The sequence below is a fragment of the Nonomuraea rubra genome (assembly GCF_014207985.1).
Taxonomy (GTDB): Bacteria; Actinomycetota; Actinomycetes; order Streptosporangiales; family Streptosporangiaceae; genus Nonomuraea; species Nonomuraea rubra.
On record NZ_JACHMI010000001.1, the window covers coordinates 5,150,591 to 5,166,822 of the forward strand.

14 protein-coding genes are annotated in these 16,232 nt (G+C 73.9%); 11 read left to right on the forward strand and 3 right to left on the reverse strand.

All coding sequences use genetic code 11. The annotated features are described in order from the left end of the window. Positions 1 to 63: 63 nt before the first annotated feature. The 3 genes from HD593_RS23445 to HD593_RS23455 all read right to left on the reverse strand — a co-directional run bounded on the left by HD593_RS23445 (position 64) and on the right by HD593_RS23455 (position 5,222). A complete protein-coding gene (locus HD593_RS23445) occupies positions 64 to 1,080 on the reverse strand; it encodes an aminotransferase class V-fold PLP-dependent enzyme (protein ID WP_185104264.1) in 1,017 nt (338 codons plus the stop codon). A gap of 79 nt (positions 1,081 to 1,159) precedes the next feature. Beyond that, a complete protein-coding gene (locus tag HD593_RS23450; RefSeq protein ID WP_185104265.1) occupies positions 1,160 to 4,006 on the reverse strand; it encodes a hypothetical protein in 2,847 nt (948 codons plus the stop codon). A gap of 295 nt (positions 4,007 to 4,301) precedes the next feature. Further along, positions 4,302 to 5,222 (reverse strand): ABC transporter ATP-binding protein, encoded by a 921-nt coding sequence (locus tag HD593_RS23455; protein WP_425262860.1) that lies wholly within the window; start codon positions 5,220 to 5,222, stop codon positions 4,302 to 4,304. Here HD593_RS23455 and HD593_RS23460 point away from each other — a divergent pair. The 11 genes from HD593_RS23460 to HD593_RS23510 all read left to right on the forward strand — a co-directional run bounded on the left by HD593_RS23460 (position 5,200) and on the right by HD593_RS23510 (position 16,197). Continuing rightward, positions 5,200 to 6,219, forward strand: a complete 1,020-nt coding sequence (locus HD593_RS23460; protein ID WP_185104267.1) for an ABC transporter substrate-binding protein — start codon at positions 5,200 to 5,202, stop codon at positions 6,217 to 6,219. The genes HD593_RS23455 and HD593_RS23460 overlap by 23 nt on opposite strands. A 5-nt stretch (positions 6,220 to 6,224) precedes the next feature. Next, positions 6,225 to 7,001, forward strand: coding sequence for an ABC transporter permease (locus HD593_RS61615; protein WP_221524913.1), 777 nt, complete (start codon positions 6,225 to 6,227; stop codon positions 6,999 to 7,001). A gap of 92 nt (positions 7,002 to 7,093) precedes the next feature. Next, a complete protein-coding gene (locus tag HD593_RS23470) occupies positions 7,094 to 7,828 on the forward strand; it encodes a GntR family transcriptional regulator (RefSeq protein WP_185104268.1) in 735 nt (244 codons plus the stop codon). 86 nt (positions 7,829 to 7,914) lie between these two features. After that, positions 7,915 to 9,033, forward strand: a complete 1,119-nt coding sequence (gene solA / locus HD593_RS23475; protein ID WP_185104269.1) for an N-methyl-L-tryptophan oxidase — start codon at positions 7,915 to 7,917, stop codon at positions 9,031 to 9,033. Continuing rightward, the gene (locus HD593_RS23480) at positions 9,030 to 10,076 is read left to right on the forward strand and encodes an ABC transporter substrate-binding protein (RefSeq protein ID WP_185104270.1); all 1,047 of its coding nucleotides are present in this window, start codon (positions 9,030 to 9,032) and stop codon (positions 10,074 to 10,076) included. The genes solA and HD593_RS23480 overlap by 4 nt, the downstream gene beginning before the upstream one ends. Next, a complete protein-coding gene (locus HD593_RS23485) occupies positions 10,073 to 11,104 on the forward strand; it encodes an ABC transporter substrate-binding protein (protein ID WP_185104271.1) in 1,032 nt (343 codons plus the stop codon). Before HD593_RS23480 ends, HD593_RS23485 begins: the two co-directional genes overlap by 4 nt. Beyond that, positions 11,101 to 12,189, forward strand: a complete 1,089-nt coding sequence (locus tag HD593_RS23490; protein ID WP_185104272.1) for an ABC transporter ATP-binding protein — start codon at positions 11,101 to 11,103, stop codon at positions 12,187 to 12,189. The genes HD593_RS23485 and HD593_RS23490 overlap by 4 nt, the downstream gene beginning before the upstream one ends. Beyond that, positions 12,150 to 13,025 (forward strand): ABC transporter permease, encoded by an 876-nt coding sequence (locus HD593_RS23495; protein ID WP_185104273.1) that lies wholly within the window; start codon positions 12,150 to 12,152, stop codon positions 13,023 to 13,025. Before HD593_RS23490 ends, HD593_RS23495 begins: the two co-directional genes overlap by 40 nt. Beyond that, positions 13,022 to 13,831 (forward strand): ABC transporter permease, encoded by an 810-nt coding sequence (locus tag HD593_RS23500; RefSeq protein WP_185104274.1) that lies wholly within the window; start codon positions 13,022 to 13,024, stop codon positions 13,829 to 13,831. The genes HD593_RS23495 and HD593_RS23500 overlap by 4 nt, the downstream gene beginning before the upstream one ends. Position 13,832: 1 nt before the next feature. After that, positions 13,833 to 14,975 (forward strand): NAD(P)/FAD-dependent oxidoreductase, encoded by a 1,143-nt coding sequence (locus HD593_RS23505; RefSeq protein WP_185104275.1) that lies wholly within the window; start codon positions 13,833 to 13,835, stop codon positions 14,973 to 14,975. 70 nt (positions 14,976 to 15,045) lie between these two features. Then, positions 15,046 to 16,197 carry an AMP-binding protein gene (locus HD593_RS23510; RefSeq protein WP_185104276.1) on the forward strand — a complete coding sequence of 384 codons (1,152 nt, stop codon included), beginning with the start codon at positions 15,046 to 15,048 and terminating at the stop codon, positions 16,195 to 16,197. The last annotated feature ends 35 nt before the right edge of the window (positions 16,198 to 16,232 follow it).

Consider the following 16,232-nt stretch of genomic DNA (forward strand, 5'->3'; position numbering starts at 1 on the left):
GTCAGGGCGCCGCAAGCCGGCGGCACCCTGACCGGCCTGGAGCGTCGCACGGCAGTGCCCTGGTCAGGTCAGGGCGTCGAGGGCGCGATCGACGTCGTCCTCCGTCGTGTAGAGGTGGAAGGAGGCGCGCACCCCGCCCGCCCGTACGGCCGCGCGGATCCCGGCCGCCTCCAGCCGCTCCCCGGGCGCGTCCACCGAGACGATGGCCGTGTCGGACGGCGGCAGGCCGAGGCCCGCCCGGAACCGGTTGGCCAGGGCGACGTCGTGGTCGCGGATGCGCTCGATGCCGATCTCGTTCAGCAGCTCGATGGCGGGCGCGGCACCCACGTAGGAGAACCAGGCCGGCGACAGGTCGAACGCCCGCGCGTCACCGGCCAGCCGCAGCGGCGGGCCGTAGTAGGAGCCGCCCTCGTCGGCGCCGGCGTACCAGTTCGCGGCCAGCGGGCGCATGCGGTCGCGCAGCCGCGGCGACAGGTAGGCGAACGCCGCACCGCGCGGTGCCATGAGCCACTTGTACGCCGCGCAGGCCAGCACGTCCACGCCCGCGACGTCGACGGGCAGCCAGCCGCAGGCCTGCGAGGCGTCGGCGATGACCAGGGCGTCATGGTCCCGGGCGGCGGCCACGATGTCGGCGAGCGGCGTCACGTACCCGGTGGCCGACTGCACCACGCTGAACGCCACGGCGGCGGTGTCACGGGTGATCGCCTCGGCGACCCGGTCCGCCGGCACGGTCTCGATCTCGGCCGCCACCGCCCAGGGGAACAGGTTGCTGGTGAACTCGATCTCCGGCACCACGACCTTGGCGCCGGGCGGCAGCGCGGTGGCCACCACGGACATGATCTGCGACACCGTCGAGCTCACGCTCACCTCGGCGGCCGAGGTCCCGACGAGGCGGGCGAACGCGGCCCGGGCGCGCCCGACGGAGGCGTCCCACGGCTTCCAGTCGGTGCGGCCGTGCCGCCAGTCGGTGAGCACGGCCTGGAGCTCCTCGAACGCGGGGCGCGGGGGGAGGCCGTAGGAGGCGGTGTTCAGCCAGCCCGGGGCGGGGTCCCAGAGCTTGGCGGCCGTGGCGAGGTCCATGGTGCTCAGCCTAGAGGGGCTCCGGTGGAGATCTACAACGTAAAGGCGCCTGGCCGTGATGGCGCCTCGGCACGTCAACTCAGCGGGCGGCGCGCTGCCACAGCGCGTTCCAGCCGCCGTGCCCCAGCCAGGCGACCGGGACCTGCAGCCCCTCGGCGGCGACGCGCGCCCGGAACGTGTCCAGGTCCGCGCCCAGCTCCACCGCCCCGGGGAGCGCGCGCTGCCACGGCCCGGACGGGTCCTCGAGGTCGGAACGGGGGAACCCCGGCATGCTCGTCTTGCCCGGCTCGCTCAGCGCCACGGTCGGCAGCCGGGGATCCGGCGGCCAGGACGTGGCCGCGACGACCAGCGAGCACAGCACCGCCGTGTCGGCGTGGCGGGCCACCTGCAGGGCCAGCACGGGGTCCCCCGCGCGCGCCAGCCGGCCGACGGCGGCGCGGATCCTGCGCGCGACCAGCTCCATCGAGCGAGCCGGGGCGACGGCCTCGTAGCGGGCGAGCTTCCGGAGGGAACCGGGCAGGGGCGCGTCGAGCAGGAGCAGCGCGAGCTGCGGCCGGCCCCTGGACCCGGCCGGGTCAGGGCCTTCCCCAGGCGTGCGAGGGCCTTCCCCAGGTCCGGCCGGCTGGGGGTGTTTCCCGGGTTCGGTCGCGTGGGGGCGGTGGGCGGCGGGGAGTGCGGCGAGGGCCTGTTCGAGCGGGCGTACCGCGGTGGCCCGCCATAGTGCCGCCAGGCCCACTGACGGGAGTTCGTCCCGGCAGAGGCGCTCGACGCGGTCGGCGGAGAGGCGGCGCAGGGCGGTCACGAGCTCGGTGTGCGGGAGCGCGTCCCGATCCGGGCCGGGCCCGGCCTGCGCGTCGTCCTGGGCCAGGGCCCTTGAATCACCGTCCGGGCGGCGGTCGTACAGGGAACGCAGGGTGTGGAGGGCGTCCAACGTGTCCTCCATGGCCAGGGCGTCGGCGGCGAGCCGCGCCAGGGGCCCGCTGACCTCCTGGAAGGTGCGGTCGGCACGGCGCCGGGTGGCCGGTCGGGGCTCGGGGAGGTGCTCGGGGGCGGGCGGTCCGGCCGGCTCGTCGGGGACGGACGAAGGAAGGGCGGCGGCCCAGGCGAGGATCCGCCGGCGCAGGTCAGGCTCGGGTTCGGCGTTGAAGCGGGCGCGGAGCTCGTTGACGCGCCAGCCGCGGGCGTGCGGTTCGAGCTCGATGTTGGCGACGACCCGGCCGCCCTCGTCGCGCAGCGCCACCAGGGCGGACTTGCCCTGTTCCGCGGCTTCGACGTAGGGGAGGGAGGCGATGCAGTTGCCCATGTACGTGGCCCACTGGGCGAGCATCCGCGCGTTGCGGGCGAACTCCAGGCGCGCCTGGGTGCCGGGCAGCGGCGCGCCGTCGAACCCGAGCAGCGGCTCGGGGATGCGGAAGGTGGTGGTGAGCCGTTCGGTGACGCCCAGGTCGGCGAGGAGCCGGCCGGTGAGGTCCGGCCAGGTGCGGCACTGCCGGGACGGCCGCCCGCCGAACGAGACGAGCTGCGCCGCTCCCGCCAGCGCCGAGGGGATGGAGCCGAGCGAGGGCACGAGCTGCTGGTCGTCGTCCGGGACGGGGGAGCAGACGACGTAGGGGTAATGGGGGCCGTATTCGACGTCGGCCTGGTCGTGCCCCTTGAGCAGGGCGAGCGCGTCGGCGAGCTCGGCGTACCAGAACAGGTCGCCCGCCGTCTCCTCCTCGGCAGGGGCGGTGCCGGGGCGGGCCTCCAGGCGCTCCATGAGCGTGGGGCGGTCGCCGCTGACCGGCGGCTGAGCCCATTGGGCGGGGTCGCGGTGGGTGAGGTAGCCGACGCTGTCGCGCCAGTCGCGCAGGTTCCCCGCCGACCAGTCGCCGAGCTGGTGCCGGAACTCGAGGAGGCGGTCGGTGGCGACGTCCAGGATGATCTCGGCGTAGTCGGCCGCTCTGGTCAGGCGCTGCCGGACGTACGGCTCGGAGGGGTTGCCGAGCTGGCCGGCCAGGTCCCGGACGTAGCAGCCGGGGCGGGCGGGGAGCCCGGCGAGGCCGGGGACGCGGCGGGCGGCGTCCCCCGCCTCGTCCGAGCCGAGGGAACGGGCGGCGGCGGTGAGCAGGGCGGTGGAGCGGTTCATGCCCTGGACGACGCCGTGGTCGCCCACGTTGACGGCCGTACGTGCCAGGGCCGTGGCGGCGAGGGCGTCGGCCAGGGTGCGGCGCATGAACATGGTCGCCTGCCAGGTGTGCGGGTACCAGCGGGCGGCTTCGGCGACCGACGGGTCATGGCCGAGCTCGCGGCGGATCTGCTCGATGAGCTGCGCGTCGTCGTAGGCGCGGTAGCGGGTGGTGAGCTCTTCGAGCCTGCTCTGCCTGCCCTGGGTGGCGCGCCGTCGCCGCCTGAGCCGGAGCCGTTCCTGGTGGGAGGAGACCTGCCGCCACAGGTCGAGGAGAAGGTCGAGGCGCCGCTTGCGGGGGTACGGGGCGAGGATCTGTTCGAGGTGGGCCGCCATGGTGGAGGCGGCGGCCCGCGGGGTCGGGTCGAGCGCGGGGACGTCCACGGTCAGGAGGTGGACGAGCTGTTCGGCGCCGAGCACGCCGCTGGCGGCGGAGGCGAGCTGGAGCGCGGTCCAGCGGCCTTCGGCGATAGCCCGGCTCGCGGCGGCGGCCAGCGGCTTCGTCGCCTCCATGCCGAACAGCGCGACCAGGACGCCCGCGCGATCGCCCAGCCGGTGCAGGTCCTCCAGGCCGAGGAGCCGCACCGCGGCCAGTACGGCGTCACGCCGGTCACCGCGCACGCCGTGCAGGCGGGCCGAGACGAAGCCGGGGGAGAGCACGATCCCGGCCCCGGCCGCCGTCACCCCGTCACTGCCGCTCTGGAGGAGCTGAGCGAGGGCCGCCACGGCGGGCCCGGGGTCGGCGCCGGCCGGCCCGACCACGACAGGCGCACCATCACCGCCGGCAGCGCCATCGCCCGCAGCGCCACCGCCGGCGGTGTCCCGCCCGGCGTGGCCGACGGGACCAGGCCCGGCGCCACCAGCGACGACACGCCCAGTGCCGCCGGACGGTGCGGGCCCGGGCGGGTGTTCGTCCGTCACCGGCCGCCCGCCGGCATCTCGTACCTGCTGATCCCGTCCCGTCACCACGCCGAAGGCCATCCGCACCACACGCACATGATTCGGGCAACCGCAACCATCAGGCAACCGGAATTCGCCCCAAGCGCACCCCGCGCCCCTACCGCTGAGGAGCCGGGGGCGGTTCGGTGGCGGTGCGGCGGGCGCCGAGCACCTCGTGCAGCTCGGCCGAGCAGCGGGCCAGGTCGGCGGCGCAGGCGTGCTGGCCGAGCGTGCGCGGCCGGGGCACGTCCACGTCCACGACGGTGAGGATGCGGCCGGGGCGCGGGGTGAGGACGACGACGCGGTCGGCGAGCAGCACGGCCTCCTCGATGGAATGGGTGACGAGGACGACCGTGGCGGCGTGCTCCATGTGGATCTGCTGCAGCTCGATCGACAGCTCCTCGCGGGTGAGCGCGTCGAGCGCGGAGAACGGCTCGTCCATGAGCAGCACGCGGGGCCGCTGGATGAGCGCCCGGCACAACGCCACCCGCTGCTGCATGCCGCCGGACAGCTCGTACGGCAGCCGCCGGTGGAACGCCTCCAGCCCGACCATCTCCAGCAGGCGGTGCGCGTGCGCCCGGTGCTCCTGGCGGGGCCAGCCGAAGATCTCGACGGGCAGCAGCACGTTGTCGAGCACGTTGCGCCAGGGCAGCAGGGCGGGCCGCTGGAACATGATGGCGACGTCGCGGCGGGGCCTGACGACGGGCTCGCCGCCGACGCGTACCTCTCCTGAGGTGGCCGTGAGCAGGCCGGCGATGAGGCGCAGGAGCGTGGACTTGCCGCAGCCCGAGCGGCCCACGACGGCGGTGAACTCGCCGTCGGCCACGTCGAGGTCGAGGTCGCGCAGCGCTTCCACGGCGCCTCGGCGCCCGCCGAACACCTGGGAAACCTCGCGCAGCAGGATCACCTGAGGACCTCCTGATCCCGATGGTATGCCGAGTCGCAGCCTTGCGGGGTTGCAGTCTCGCGGGCCCGTGCGTATTGACCGCTGCCCAGGGTCCGTCATGATCTGGGGCATGAGGCGACTGCCGCGCGTCATCACGATCACCGCTCTGGTCGCGACGTTCTCCCTCCCCGCAGCCTGTGGCTCGGGGCAGCAGGAGCCGTCGCCGGCGCGGCCGGCGGCCGACCGGGTCACGTGGGTGACCGGGTTCGGCGCGTTCGGCCGGGAGGCCTATGTCTACGTCGCGCAGGAGAAGGGCTTCTTCAGGGAGGCCGGGATCGAGGTCGCCGTGCAGCCCGGCAAGGGCAGCGGCGAGAACCTGGCGGCGGTGCTCGGCGGCCGGGCGCAGTTCTCCGCCGTCGACTTCACGGCCACGCTGATCAGCGCCGCCGGCGGCAAGGCGGAGGGCGCGGTCACGGTGGCGGCGCTGCACCAGCGCACGCTGGCCGCGCTCATGACGCTGGAGGGCAGCGGGATCAGCGAGCCGAAGGACCTGGAGGGCAGGACCGTCGCCGACACCGCGTCGTCGGTGATCAGGATGATGTTCCCCAGTTACGCCCGGCTGACCGGGGTGGACGCGTCCAAGGTGAAGTGGGTCAGCCTGGAGCCGGCCCAGCTCGCCGCGAACCTGGCCTCCGGGCAGGTGGACGCGATCGGCCAGTACGTGGTCGGCCAGCCCACCGTGCGCAACGCGGCCAAGGGCAAGGAGGTCACGGTCCTGCCGTTCGGTGACGTGATCACCGACCTGTACGGCTCGGCCGTGACCACGTCCAGCGCGGTGGCGACCGGCCAGCCTGATCTGGTCAGGCGGTTCACCGGCGCGCTGCTCAAGGGCCTGGCGTACGCGGTGGAGCACCCGCAGGAGGCGGCGCAGATCCTGGTGAAGAAGCAGCCCGCGCAGAACGCCGAGGTGGCCGCCGCCGAGCTGGCCCTGATGGCCTCCTACGTGCGTCCCGCCGACGGGACGCCGATGGGGACGATGAGCAGGGAGCGCGTGGAGCGGGCGATCGCCGTGCTGCGCTCGGCCGGCGCGTTCGACGGGGAGCTGACGCCGGAGTCGGTGGTCTCGTTCGACCTGCTGCCCAAGGGCTGAGGCGGGTGGAGCGCGGCCGGGACGCGGTCACCGCGGCGGGCTGGTCAACGCTGGGCGTGGTCGTCGCGGTCGGCGCGTGGGCGCTGGTGGCGTCCGCGTTCGCGATCCCGGAGATCGTGCTGCCCGCGCCGTCCGACGTGGTGGCGGCGTTCCTGCGGATGCCGGGTTACCTGCTGGAGCAGGCCGTCATCACGCTGGGCGAGACGGTGCTCGGGTTCGTGCTGGCGGTGGTGTGCGGGCTGGTGATCGGGATGGCGATCGCGGCGTTCCGGGTGGCGGAGCTGATGTTCTATCCGCTGCTGGTGGCGTTCAACGCGGTCCCGAAGGTGGCGCTGGCGCCGCTGCTGGTGGTGTGGATGGGGTTCGGGCAGCAGCCGAAGGTGGTCATGGCGCTGCTGGTGTGCTTCTTCCCGGTGGTGCTGTCGGTGGCGGGCGGGCTGGCCTCGACGCCGCCGGAGCTGGTGGAGCTGGCCAGGTCGCTGGACACACCGCGGTGGCAGACGTTCGTGAAGATCCGCTTCCCCGGCGCGTTGCCGCAGGTCTTCGTGGGGTTGAAGGTGGCGATGCCGCTGGCGTCGGTGGGCGCGGTGATCGGGGAGTTCAGCGCGGGGGACGCGGGGCTGGGGTTCGTGATCGTGCAGGCGGGCGGGAGCTCGGACACGGCGCTGGCGTTCGCCGCCATCGGCTTGCTCGCCGTCATGAGCATCGCGTTGTTCTACGCGCTGGTGCTGGTGGAGCGGCTGCTGCTGCCCTGGGTAAGGGAGACCGCCGCCGTCCGCTGAGCCACCCCAGAAGCCGCTCACCACGCTAAACGCCGATAAGTTATATCTAATCCCCTATTGACATGACTAATCGCCACGACGAGTATTTTGTCATGTCAGAACGTGACCTCTTGCTTCATGTGCAGATCCGCAGGGCGCTGGAGGCACGTATCCGAACCGGCCAGTGGGGGCCGGGAACCCGGATCCCCACCGAGGTCGAGCTCTGCCAGGAGTTCGAGGTCTCGCGCATCACCGTGCAGCGGGCCCTGCGCGACCTCGCCGACGCCGGGCTCATCGTCCGCTTCCGCAGGCGCGGCAGCTTCGTGGCCCAGGCCGTCGGACAGCACAACCTGCTGCGGTTCACCGGCCTGCTGATCCAGGGGCCGGAGACGCACGGTGACCACCGGGTCGTCTCGGCGGAGGTGCTGCCCGCGCGGGCGGCGCGCCTGCGGCTGCCGGGCGTGCCCGACGAGGAGGCCGTCGTCCAGATGGAGCGCCACAAGCTCGGCGCGGACGGCAAGGTGAGCAACACCGAGCTGCACGTGCTGCCCTTCCGGCTCGCCCCCGACCTGCTCGACCAGGACTTAGCGCCCCTGACCAGCCACGCCTACCTGCGCGACCGCGGGGTCGAGCTGGTACGCGCCCGGCTGTACGTGGAGCCGTACGCGCTCGGCGAGCACGAGGCGGAGCTGTTCGGGCTGCCCGCCGGCACGCCCGTCTTCCGCTGGACCCGCGAGACGTGGACCCGCCGCGGCGAGATCGCCGAGCTCCTGGAGGAGATCGTCCCGCCCGGGAACGAGCGCTTCTATGTCGAGACCGACCTGAGCGGCTCGTCCGACCACCCCTGACCCCCGTCCCAACCCCGATCGGACCACCCACCCGTCGCGCCCGCCAGGCGCCACGGTCCCCAGCCATGCCCGAAAAGGAGTGGAACATGACCTCTGTCGCCGTCGTCGGCACCGGCGCCGTCGGCTCGATGGCGCTGTGGCGGCTGGCCGGGCGCGGCATCCCGGCCGTCGGCTTCGACGCCTACGCGCCCGGCCACGACCGCGGCTCCGCCGGTGGCGAGTCGCGGATCTTCCGCACCGCGTACAAGGAGGGCCCGCGGTACGTGCCGCTGCTGCGCGAGGCCCGCGAGCTGTGGGCCGAGCTGGACCGCGGCGCGGGCCGCCGGCTGCTGACCCCGGTCGGCGGCATCACGGTCGGCCCGCGCGAGCACCCCGCCGTGGCGGCCGTGCTGGCCGCCGCCCGCGCCCACGACCTGCCGGTCGAGGTGCTGACCGGCAGGCGGGCGGCCGAGCGGGCGCCCGAGTACCCGCTGCGCGACGGCGAGGTCATGGTGGCCGACCCCGACGCCGGCTACCTGCGGCCCGAGCCCGCCGTGGTCGCCGCCGCTGCCGCCGCCGAACAGGCCGGCGCCCGCATCCTCCGCTACACCCCCGTCAAGGAGGTACGCCAGGACACCACCGGCGTGACCGTCGTGACGGAGGACGGCGGCGAGCACCGCTTCACCCACGCCGTCCTGGCCCCCGGGCCCTGGGCGCGCCGGCTGCTGCCGGACCTGCCCATCGCCGCCAGGGCCATCACCTCCACCTGGTTCCCGCGCCGCTACGAGACCCTGTTCGACCCCGGGCGCTGCCCGATCGCCATCCGCGTCGGCGAGCCCGCCTACTCCTGCTTCCCCTCCATGGACGGCGCCGGCGTCAAGGTCAACCTGCACGTCCCGTGGCGGGACCTCGACTCGCCCGACGCGCTGGAACGCTCCGCCCCGCCCGCGTACGTCAGGCAGGTCGCCGCCGCCGTCGCCGCCACCCTGCCAGGGCTGCGGCCCGACCCGATCCGCGTGGCCACCTTCGCCGACGCCTTCACCCCGGACGGCCACGGCCTGCTCGGCACGCGGGGCCGTACCGTGATCGCCGCCGCGTTCAGCGGGCACGGCTTCAAGCTGGCCCCCGTCTTCGGCGACATCGTCGCCGACCTGGTCGAGACCGGCACCACCACGCGCGACATCGACCACCTCGCCCCGAATCGCCCCCTTCGGAGGTCGCCATGAACCCCAGACCGCTCTGGCTCGCCATCGCAGCCCTGGCCCTCGCCTCCTGCGGCGCCCCCACCCCGTCGGCCGCGCCGGACACGCTGGTCATCGCCGGGTACGGCGGCTCGTACGAGGAAGCGTTCAAGCAGTCGGTCATCCCTGACTTCGAGCGGACCTGCTCCTGCAAGGTCACCTACATCGCCGGCAGCTCCACCGACACCGTCGCCAAGCTCAAGGCGCAGCAGGCCGCCCCGCAGATCGACGTCGCCCTCATCGACGACGGCGTGCAGAACCAGGCCGTCGAGGCCGGCCTGCTCGCCCCGCTCGACCCCAAGATCGTCACGAACCTGGGCGACGTCATCGACCTGGCCCGCCTGCCCGGCGACGTCGGCGTCGGCTTCTCGCTCAACGCCACCGGCATCGCCTACAACACCGACTACTACGCCAAGAACGGCCTGCCCGCCCCCACCAAGCTCGCCGACCTGGCCAAGGCCGAGCTCAAGGGCAAGCTCGTGATGCCGTCCATCACGCAGACGTACGGGCTGGGCGCGCTGCTCATCGCGGCCAAGGTCGGCGGCGGCTCCGAGCAGCACATCGACCCCGGCTTCGCGGGCGTCAAGCAGATCGCCGCGAACGCCGTCACGTTCGACACCACCGCGGACGTGTCCAACTACTTCCTGCAAGGGCAGGCCGTGGCCAGCGTCTGGGGCAACTCCCGGGTGCAGATGCTCGCCAAGAAGGGCTTCCCGATCGAGTTCGTCTATCCCGAGGAGGGAGCCCTGCCGCTGATCGCCACCGTCAACGTGGTGAACAAGGCGCCGCACCCCGGCCTGGCCCAGCGGTTCGTCAACGCGCTGCTGGAGCCGTCGGCCCAGCAGGCCATGGCCGAGTCCAACTACAACGGCCCGACCGTCAAGGGCGTCCAGCTCGCCCCCGACCTGGCGGCCAAGGTCGTCGGCCAGGAACGGGCCGCCGAGCTGCGCAAACTCGACTGGGCAGCGATCAACAAGAGCCGTTCCGCCTGGACGGACCGCTGGAACAAGGAGATTGAGACCTCATGACAAGGCTGCTCGCCGCGGCGCTGGCCCTCATCGGGCTCACGGCCTGCGCCCCGCCCAGCCCCACCGCGTCGGCGGGCAAGCTCGTGGTGGCCGGGTACGGCGGCTCGTACCAGGAGGCCTTCGAGCAGGCCGTGCTGCCCGGCTTCGAGAAGGAGTGCGGCTGCCAGGTCACCTACATCGCCGGCAGCTCCACCGACACCGTCGCCAAGCTCAAGGCGCAGAAGGCCGCGCCGCAGATCGACGTCGCGCTCATCGACGACGGGCCGCAGGCGCAGGCCGCCGCGGCCGGGCTGCTGGCCGGGCTCGACCCCGCCGCCGTCACCCGGCTGGCCAAGGTGGAGAAGGTCGCCCGGCTGCCCGGGGACGTCGGCGTCGGGTTCGCGATGACCGCGACCGGGCTGGCGTACAACAGCAAGTGGTACGCCGACAACGGGCTGCCCGCCCCCAGGAAGCTGTCCGACCTGGCCGACCCCAAGCTCAAGGGCAAGGTGGTGCTGCCGTCGATCAGCAACACCTACGGCGTGGGCGCGCTCATGCTGGCCGCCCGCGAGGGCGACGGCACGGTCGAGTCGGGCTTCGCGGGCATCAAGAAGGTCGCCGCGAACGCCTTCACCTTCGACACCACGGCCGACGTGTCCAACTACTTCCTGCAGGGGCAGGCGGTCGCCTCCGTGTGGGGCGGGTCGCGGGTGGAGACGCTCGCCGACAAGAACTTCCCGATCAAGTTCGCCTACCCGGAGGAGGGCGCCATCCCGCTGCTCGCCACCGCGAACGTCGTCAAGGGCGCACCCCACCCCGACCTGGCGCAGAAGTTCGTCAACGCCCTGCTGGAGCCCGCCATCCAGCGGAAACTCGCCGCCGAGGGGTACGACGGGCCCACCGTCACCGACGCCACCCTCGACGCCGCGCTCGCCGCGCGGGTCGTCGGCCCCGAGCAGGCGGCCGGCATGACGCCGCTGGACTGGAAGGACGTCAACGGCAACCGCGCCGCCTGGACCGACCGCTGGACGAAGGAGGTCGAACAGTGACCAGCACGACGGAGGCCCCCGCCGAGACGGAGGTGCGGCGCGGGCGGCTGCGCCTGAGCGGCGTGCGCAAGGTGCTGGGCGGCAAGGAGGTCGTCTCCGCCGTGGACCTGGAGACCGAGCCGGGCGAGTTCCTCACCCTGCTCGGCCCGTCCGGCTGCGGCAAGACGACCACCCTGAACATGATCGCCGGACACCTGGCCGCCGACGGCGGGCTCATCGAGGTGGACGGCCGCGACATCACCGCCGTCCCCCCGCACCGCCGCTCCATGGGCATGGTCTTCCAGTCCTACGCCCTGTTCCCGCACCTGACGATCGCCGACAACGTGGCCTTCGGGCTGCGCATGCGCAAGGTCGGCGCCGCCGAGCGCAGACGCCGGGTCGCCGACATGCTGGAGCTCGTCGGCCTCGACGGCCTGGCCGGGCGGCACCCGCGCCAGCTCTCCGGCGGCCAGCAGCAGCGCGCCGCCCTGGCCAGAGCCCTGGTCGTCCAGCCCGACCTGCTGCTGCTCGACGAGCCGTTCTCCAACCTCGACGCCCAGCTCCGCGTACGGCTGCGCGACGAGGTCGCCGCGCTGCAGCGCCGCATCGGCACCACCGCCATCCTCGTCACCCACGACCAGGAGGAGGCGCTGGCCGTCTCCGACCGGATCGCCGTCATGGCCGACGGCGTCATCCACCAGCTCGACCGGCCCCAGGAGATCTACCTGCGGCCCGCCACCGACTTCGTGGCCCAGTTCATCGGCGAGGTCAACGCCTTCGACGGCACCGCGCTCGGCGGCGGCGCATGCGAGGTCGCCGGCCAGACCGTGACCGCCACCCCCGTCGGCGAGCCGCCCGCCCAGGGCGCCGCCGTGCGCGTGTACGTGCGGCCGGAGGTCGTCAGGATCGGGCAGGACGGGCAGGAGGGGCTGCGCGGCACCGTCCGCGGGACCCGCTTCCTCGGCTCGCGCATCCGCTGCGTGGTCGCCACCCCGGCCGGCGAGGTGACGGCGGCGCTGCCGTACGACGCGCGGGTGCCGCATGAGGGGGAGGAGGTGACCTGCTCATGGCGGCCGTCGGACGCCTCGCTGGCGGCGCGCGGCTGAGCCGCCCGCGCTGGCGCACCGGCCTGCTGCTCGCGCTGCCGGCCATCCTCATCTTCGCGCTGCTGTTCGTGGCGCCGCTGTTCACGCTGGTGGCCAACAGCTTCAGGACGCAGACCGGCGCGTTCACGCTCGGCAACTACGCGCGCTTCCTCGGCGACCCCTTCTACCGGGACGTGTTGTGGAACACGCTCAAGGTCGCCGCCCTCACCACCGCCGGCTGCCTGCTCGTCGGCTACCCGTTCGCGCTCTACCTGCGCGGCCGGTCCGCGCGGGTGCGCAACTGGCTGGCGCTGCTCCTGCTGTCGCCGCTGCTCATCAGCATGGTCATCCGCGCGTACGGCTGGCTGGTCGTGCTCGGCCCCAACGGGCCCGTCGCCGCCGTCATCCAGTGGCTCGGGCTCACGCCGCCGCAGCTGCTCTACAACGACACCGCCGTGCTGATCGGCATGGTGCACGTCATGCTGGCGTACATGGTGCTGCCGCTGATGGGCAGCCTGGACCGGATCGACCCGACGCTCGTGCCGGCCGCCAAGGGGCTCGGCGCGCCCGGCTGGACCTGCTTCTGGCGGATCACGCTGCCGCTGTCCGCACCCGGCATGCTCGCGGGGGCGATGATCGTGTTCAGCCTGACCGCCTCCAGCTTCGTCACGCCGGCGATCCTGGGCGGGCCGAAGGTGAAGCTCATGCCGTACTTCGTCTACACGCAGGCCACCACCACGCTCGACTGGCCGTACGCGGCCGCGATCGGGTTCGTGCTCGTGGTCGTCACCACCGGGCTGCTGCTCGGCTACTCGCGGCTGCTGCGGCGGGGCAACGGGCAGGTGGTGTTCGGATGACGCGGCTGTTCCGGGTGCTCGGCGCGGCGTTCGCGGCGCTGGTCGGGCTGTTCCTCATCGCGCCTGTCGCGGTCACCGTCGCCTCCTCGCTGACCGCCACCTCGTACGTGACGTTCCCGCCGCAGGGCATCACGCTGCGCTGGTACGCCGAGGTGTTCCAGAAGCCGGAGTTCCTGTCGTCGTTCGCGCTCAGCGCCGGGGTGGCGCTGGCCGCGGCGGCCGTCTCCGCCGTGGTCGGGCTGGCCGGCGGGCTGGCTATCCACCGCTACCGCTTCCCCGGCCGGGCCGCGCTGGAAGCGGTGCTGTCCAGCGCGTTCGCGGTGCCCACGATCGTGCTCGGCATCGGGCTGCTGCAGTGGTTCGCGCAGATGGGGCTGGCCTCCAGCCCGTTCACGCTGCTGCTGGCCCACCTCGTGCTGACCGTCCCGTACGCGGTGCGGCTCGTCCTGGCCGGGCTGGCGGGGCTGGACCGGTCGGCGGAGAAGGCCGCCGCAGGGCTGGGCGCCCCGCCGTTCCTGGTGTTCTGGCACGTCACGCTGCCGGCCGTGCGCGGGGCGCTGATCGGGGGCGCGTTCTTCGCCTTCATCACCTCCTTCGACGACCTGACGGTCGCGCTGTTCGTGGTCACCACCGACCTGCAGACGCTGCCCGTACGGATCTTCAACTACATGCAGTACGACTACGACCCGACCGTCACCGCCATCGGCACCCTCATGGTGCTGTTCGCCGTGGTCGCCGTCGTCGTCATCGAACGTTTCGTCGGCGTCGCCAAGCTGTTCGGCGCCGACACCCAGGAAAGGAGCTAGCGTGCGAGTCGTCGTCATCGGCGCGGGGGTGGTCGGAGCCGCGGTCGCGGCCGGCCTGACCCGGCGCGGCGCGCAGGTCACGGTGCTGGAGGCGCGTACCCCGGGGGCGGGCACGAGCTCCACCTCCGTCGCGTGGGTCAACGCCAACAACAAGACGCCCCGGGCGTACTTCGACCTCAACCAGGCCGCCGTCTGGGCCCACCACCAGCTCGCCGGCGACCACTTCTTCCCCACGGGCAACCTCGAGTGCGCCGCCACCGACGAGCACCGGGAACTGCTGGAAGCCCGCGTCACCCGGCTGATCGGCATGGGCTACCCGGTCGAACGCGTCACCGCCCGCCGCGCCCTCGCCCTGGAGCCCGACCTCGTGCCGCCGCCTCCCGGCACCGAGTACGTGTTCTTCCCCGGCGAGGCGTACGTCCATCCGCTGCGCCTGCTCGGACGCCTGCTCGGCGAGGCCCGCGACGGCGGCGCCACCCTGGAGTGCGGCGCGGAGGTCAGCGCGATCGAGGCGTCCGCGTCGGGGGCGAAGGTGACGGTGGCCGACGGGCGCACGTTCGCCGGCGACGCGGTCGTCACCTGCGCCGGCCGCTGGACGCAGCACGTCGCGGCCCTGGCCGGGCTGACGGTGCCGATGCTGGACCCGGCCGTGTCCGGCACGGTCACCAACGGCTTCCTGGTCACGACCTCGCCGGTGCCCGCGCGCCTGTCGCGCGTCCTGACCACCGCCGGGCTCAACCTGCGCCCCGACGGGGGAGGGCGGCTGCTGCTGCAGTCCCTGCCCCTGGACGGGCTGGCCGATCCCGCCGCGCCGGTGCCCGAGGCGGTCCTGGCCGAGATCATGGCGCTGCTGCCCGGCGTGTTGCGGGCCACCGAGGGGGCCGCGGCCGAGCGGGCCGTGGTGGGGCAGCGGGCGATGCCCGGCGACGGGCTCACCGTGGCGGGGTTCGCCGATCCCGGGCGGCGGGTGTACACGGTGGCCACGCACAGCGGGGTCACGCTGGCGCCGCTGCTGATGGCGGAGGTCGCGGGGGAGGTGTTCGGGGAGGAGTCGGCGCTGCTGGCGCCGTTCCGGCCGGCTCGCTTCACCGACGGCACGGCCGGGCCCGCCCCGGCCGCTGCGCGCCGTCCCGGCCAGCAGTAAGCCTGGGGGTTCTGTCGCGGTCTGGGCGGGTACGCGTACCTCCTGTCCTGAGGAAAGGCGGGGTGCTCAGATGCTCGGAAGGCTGGCCGACCTGGGCGGCTTCGGACTCGAGGCCGCCCCCGCGCTCATCCGCAACGGGCTGCTGAGCCCGGTGCACCCCTCCGCGCTCGCCCGCGTCGTGGAGGCGTACCGGCACTTCCACGTGTCCCCTGCCACGGGGCTGGCCGCCGCGGCGGCGCGCTGGCCCGACCGGCCGGCCGTGGTGGACGAGGAGGGATCGCTCACGTTCGCCGAGCTCGACGCCCGCGCCGCGGCGCTGGCGGCGGGCCTGCACCGCCGGTTCGGGACGGGGCCAGGCAGGACGGTGGCGGTCATGTGGCCCAACCACCGCGGCTTCGCCGAGGCGGTCGCGGCCGTGTCCCGGCTGGGGGCCGACCTGCTGCTGCTCAACACCGGGCTGGCCGGGCCGCGCCTGCGGGACGTGCTGCGGCGGGAGGGCGTGCACACGCTCATCGCCGACCCCGGCCTGCCCGGCGTCGGCTTCGACGGGCCCCGGACCGGCGACCTGGACGCGCTGATCGAAGAAGGCGGCGCGGGGGAGGCGCCGATCCCGCGGCGGCCCGGGCGGCTGGTGCTGCTCACGTCCGGGACGACCGGCGTGCCCAAGGGCGCGCCGCGGCGGCTCTCCCCGGCCGCTGTGATCGAGCCGTTCATCTCGATGCTGGCGACCGTCCCGGTGCGCGGCGGGGAGCCGATGCTCATCGCGCCGCCGCTGTTCCACGGGCTCGGCCTGCTCTGGTACGCCGCCGCGCTCGTGCTCGGCTGCCCCGTCGTGCTCATGCGCCGCTTCGACCCGGAGTCCGTGCTCGACGCCCTCGACCGGCACCGGGCCGGGACCCTGGTCGCCGTGCCGGTGATGCTCAAACGCCTGCTGGCCTGCACGCCCCGGCGGCTGCCCCACCTGCGCGTGGTGCTCTCCGGCGGCTCGGCACTGCGGCCGGACCTGGCCACCGCCTTCATGGACGCCTACGGTGACGTCCTCTACAACCTCTACGGCTCCACCGAGGCGGGCTGGGCCGCCCTGGCCACGCCCGCCGACCTGCGTACCGCGCCCGGCACCGTCGGCCGCCCGCCGCGCGGGGCGACCGTCCGGATCGCGGGCCCCGGCGGGCGCGAGCAACCGGCCGGGCAGGTGGGGCGGGTGCTCGTCGGCGGCGGCTGACGTTCGCGGCGGGAGCGGGCCCGGACGGGCTGCTC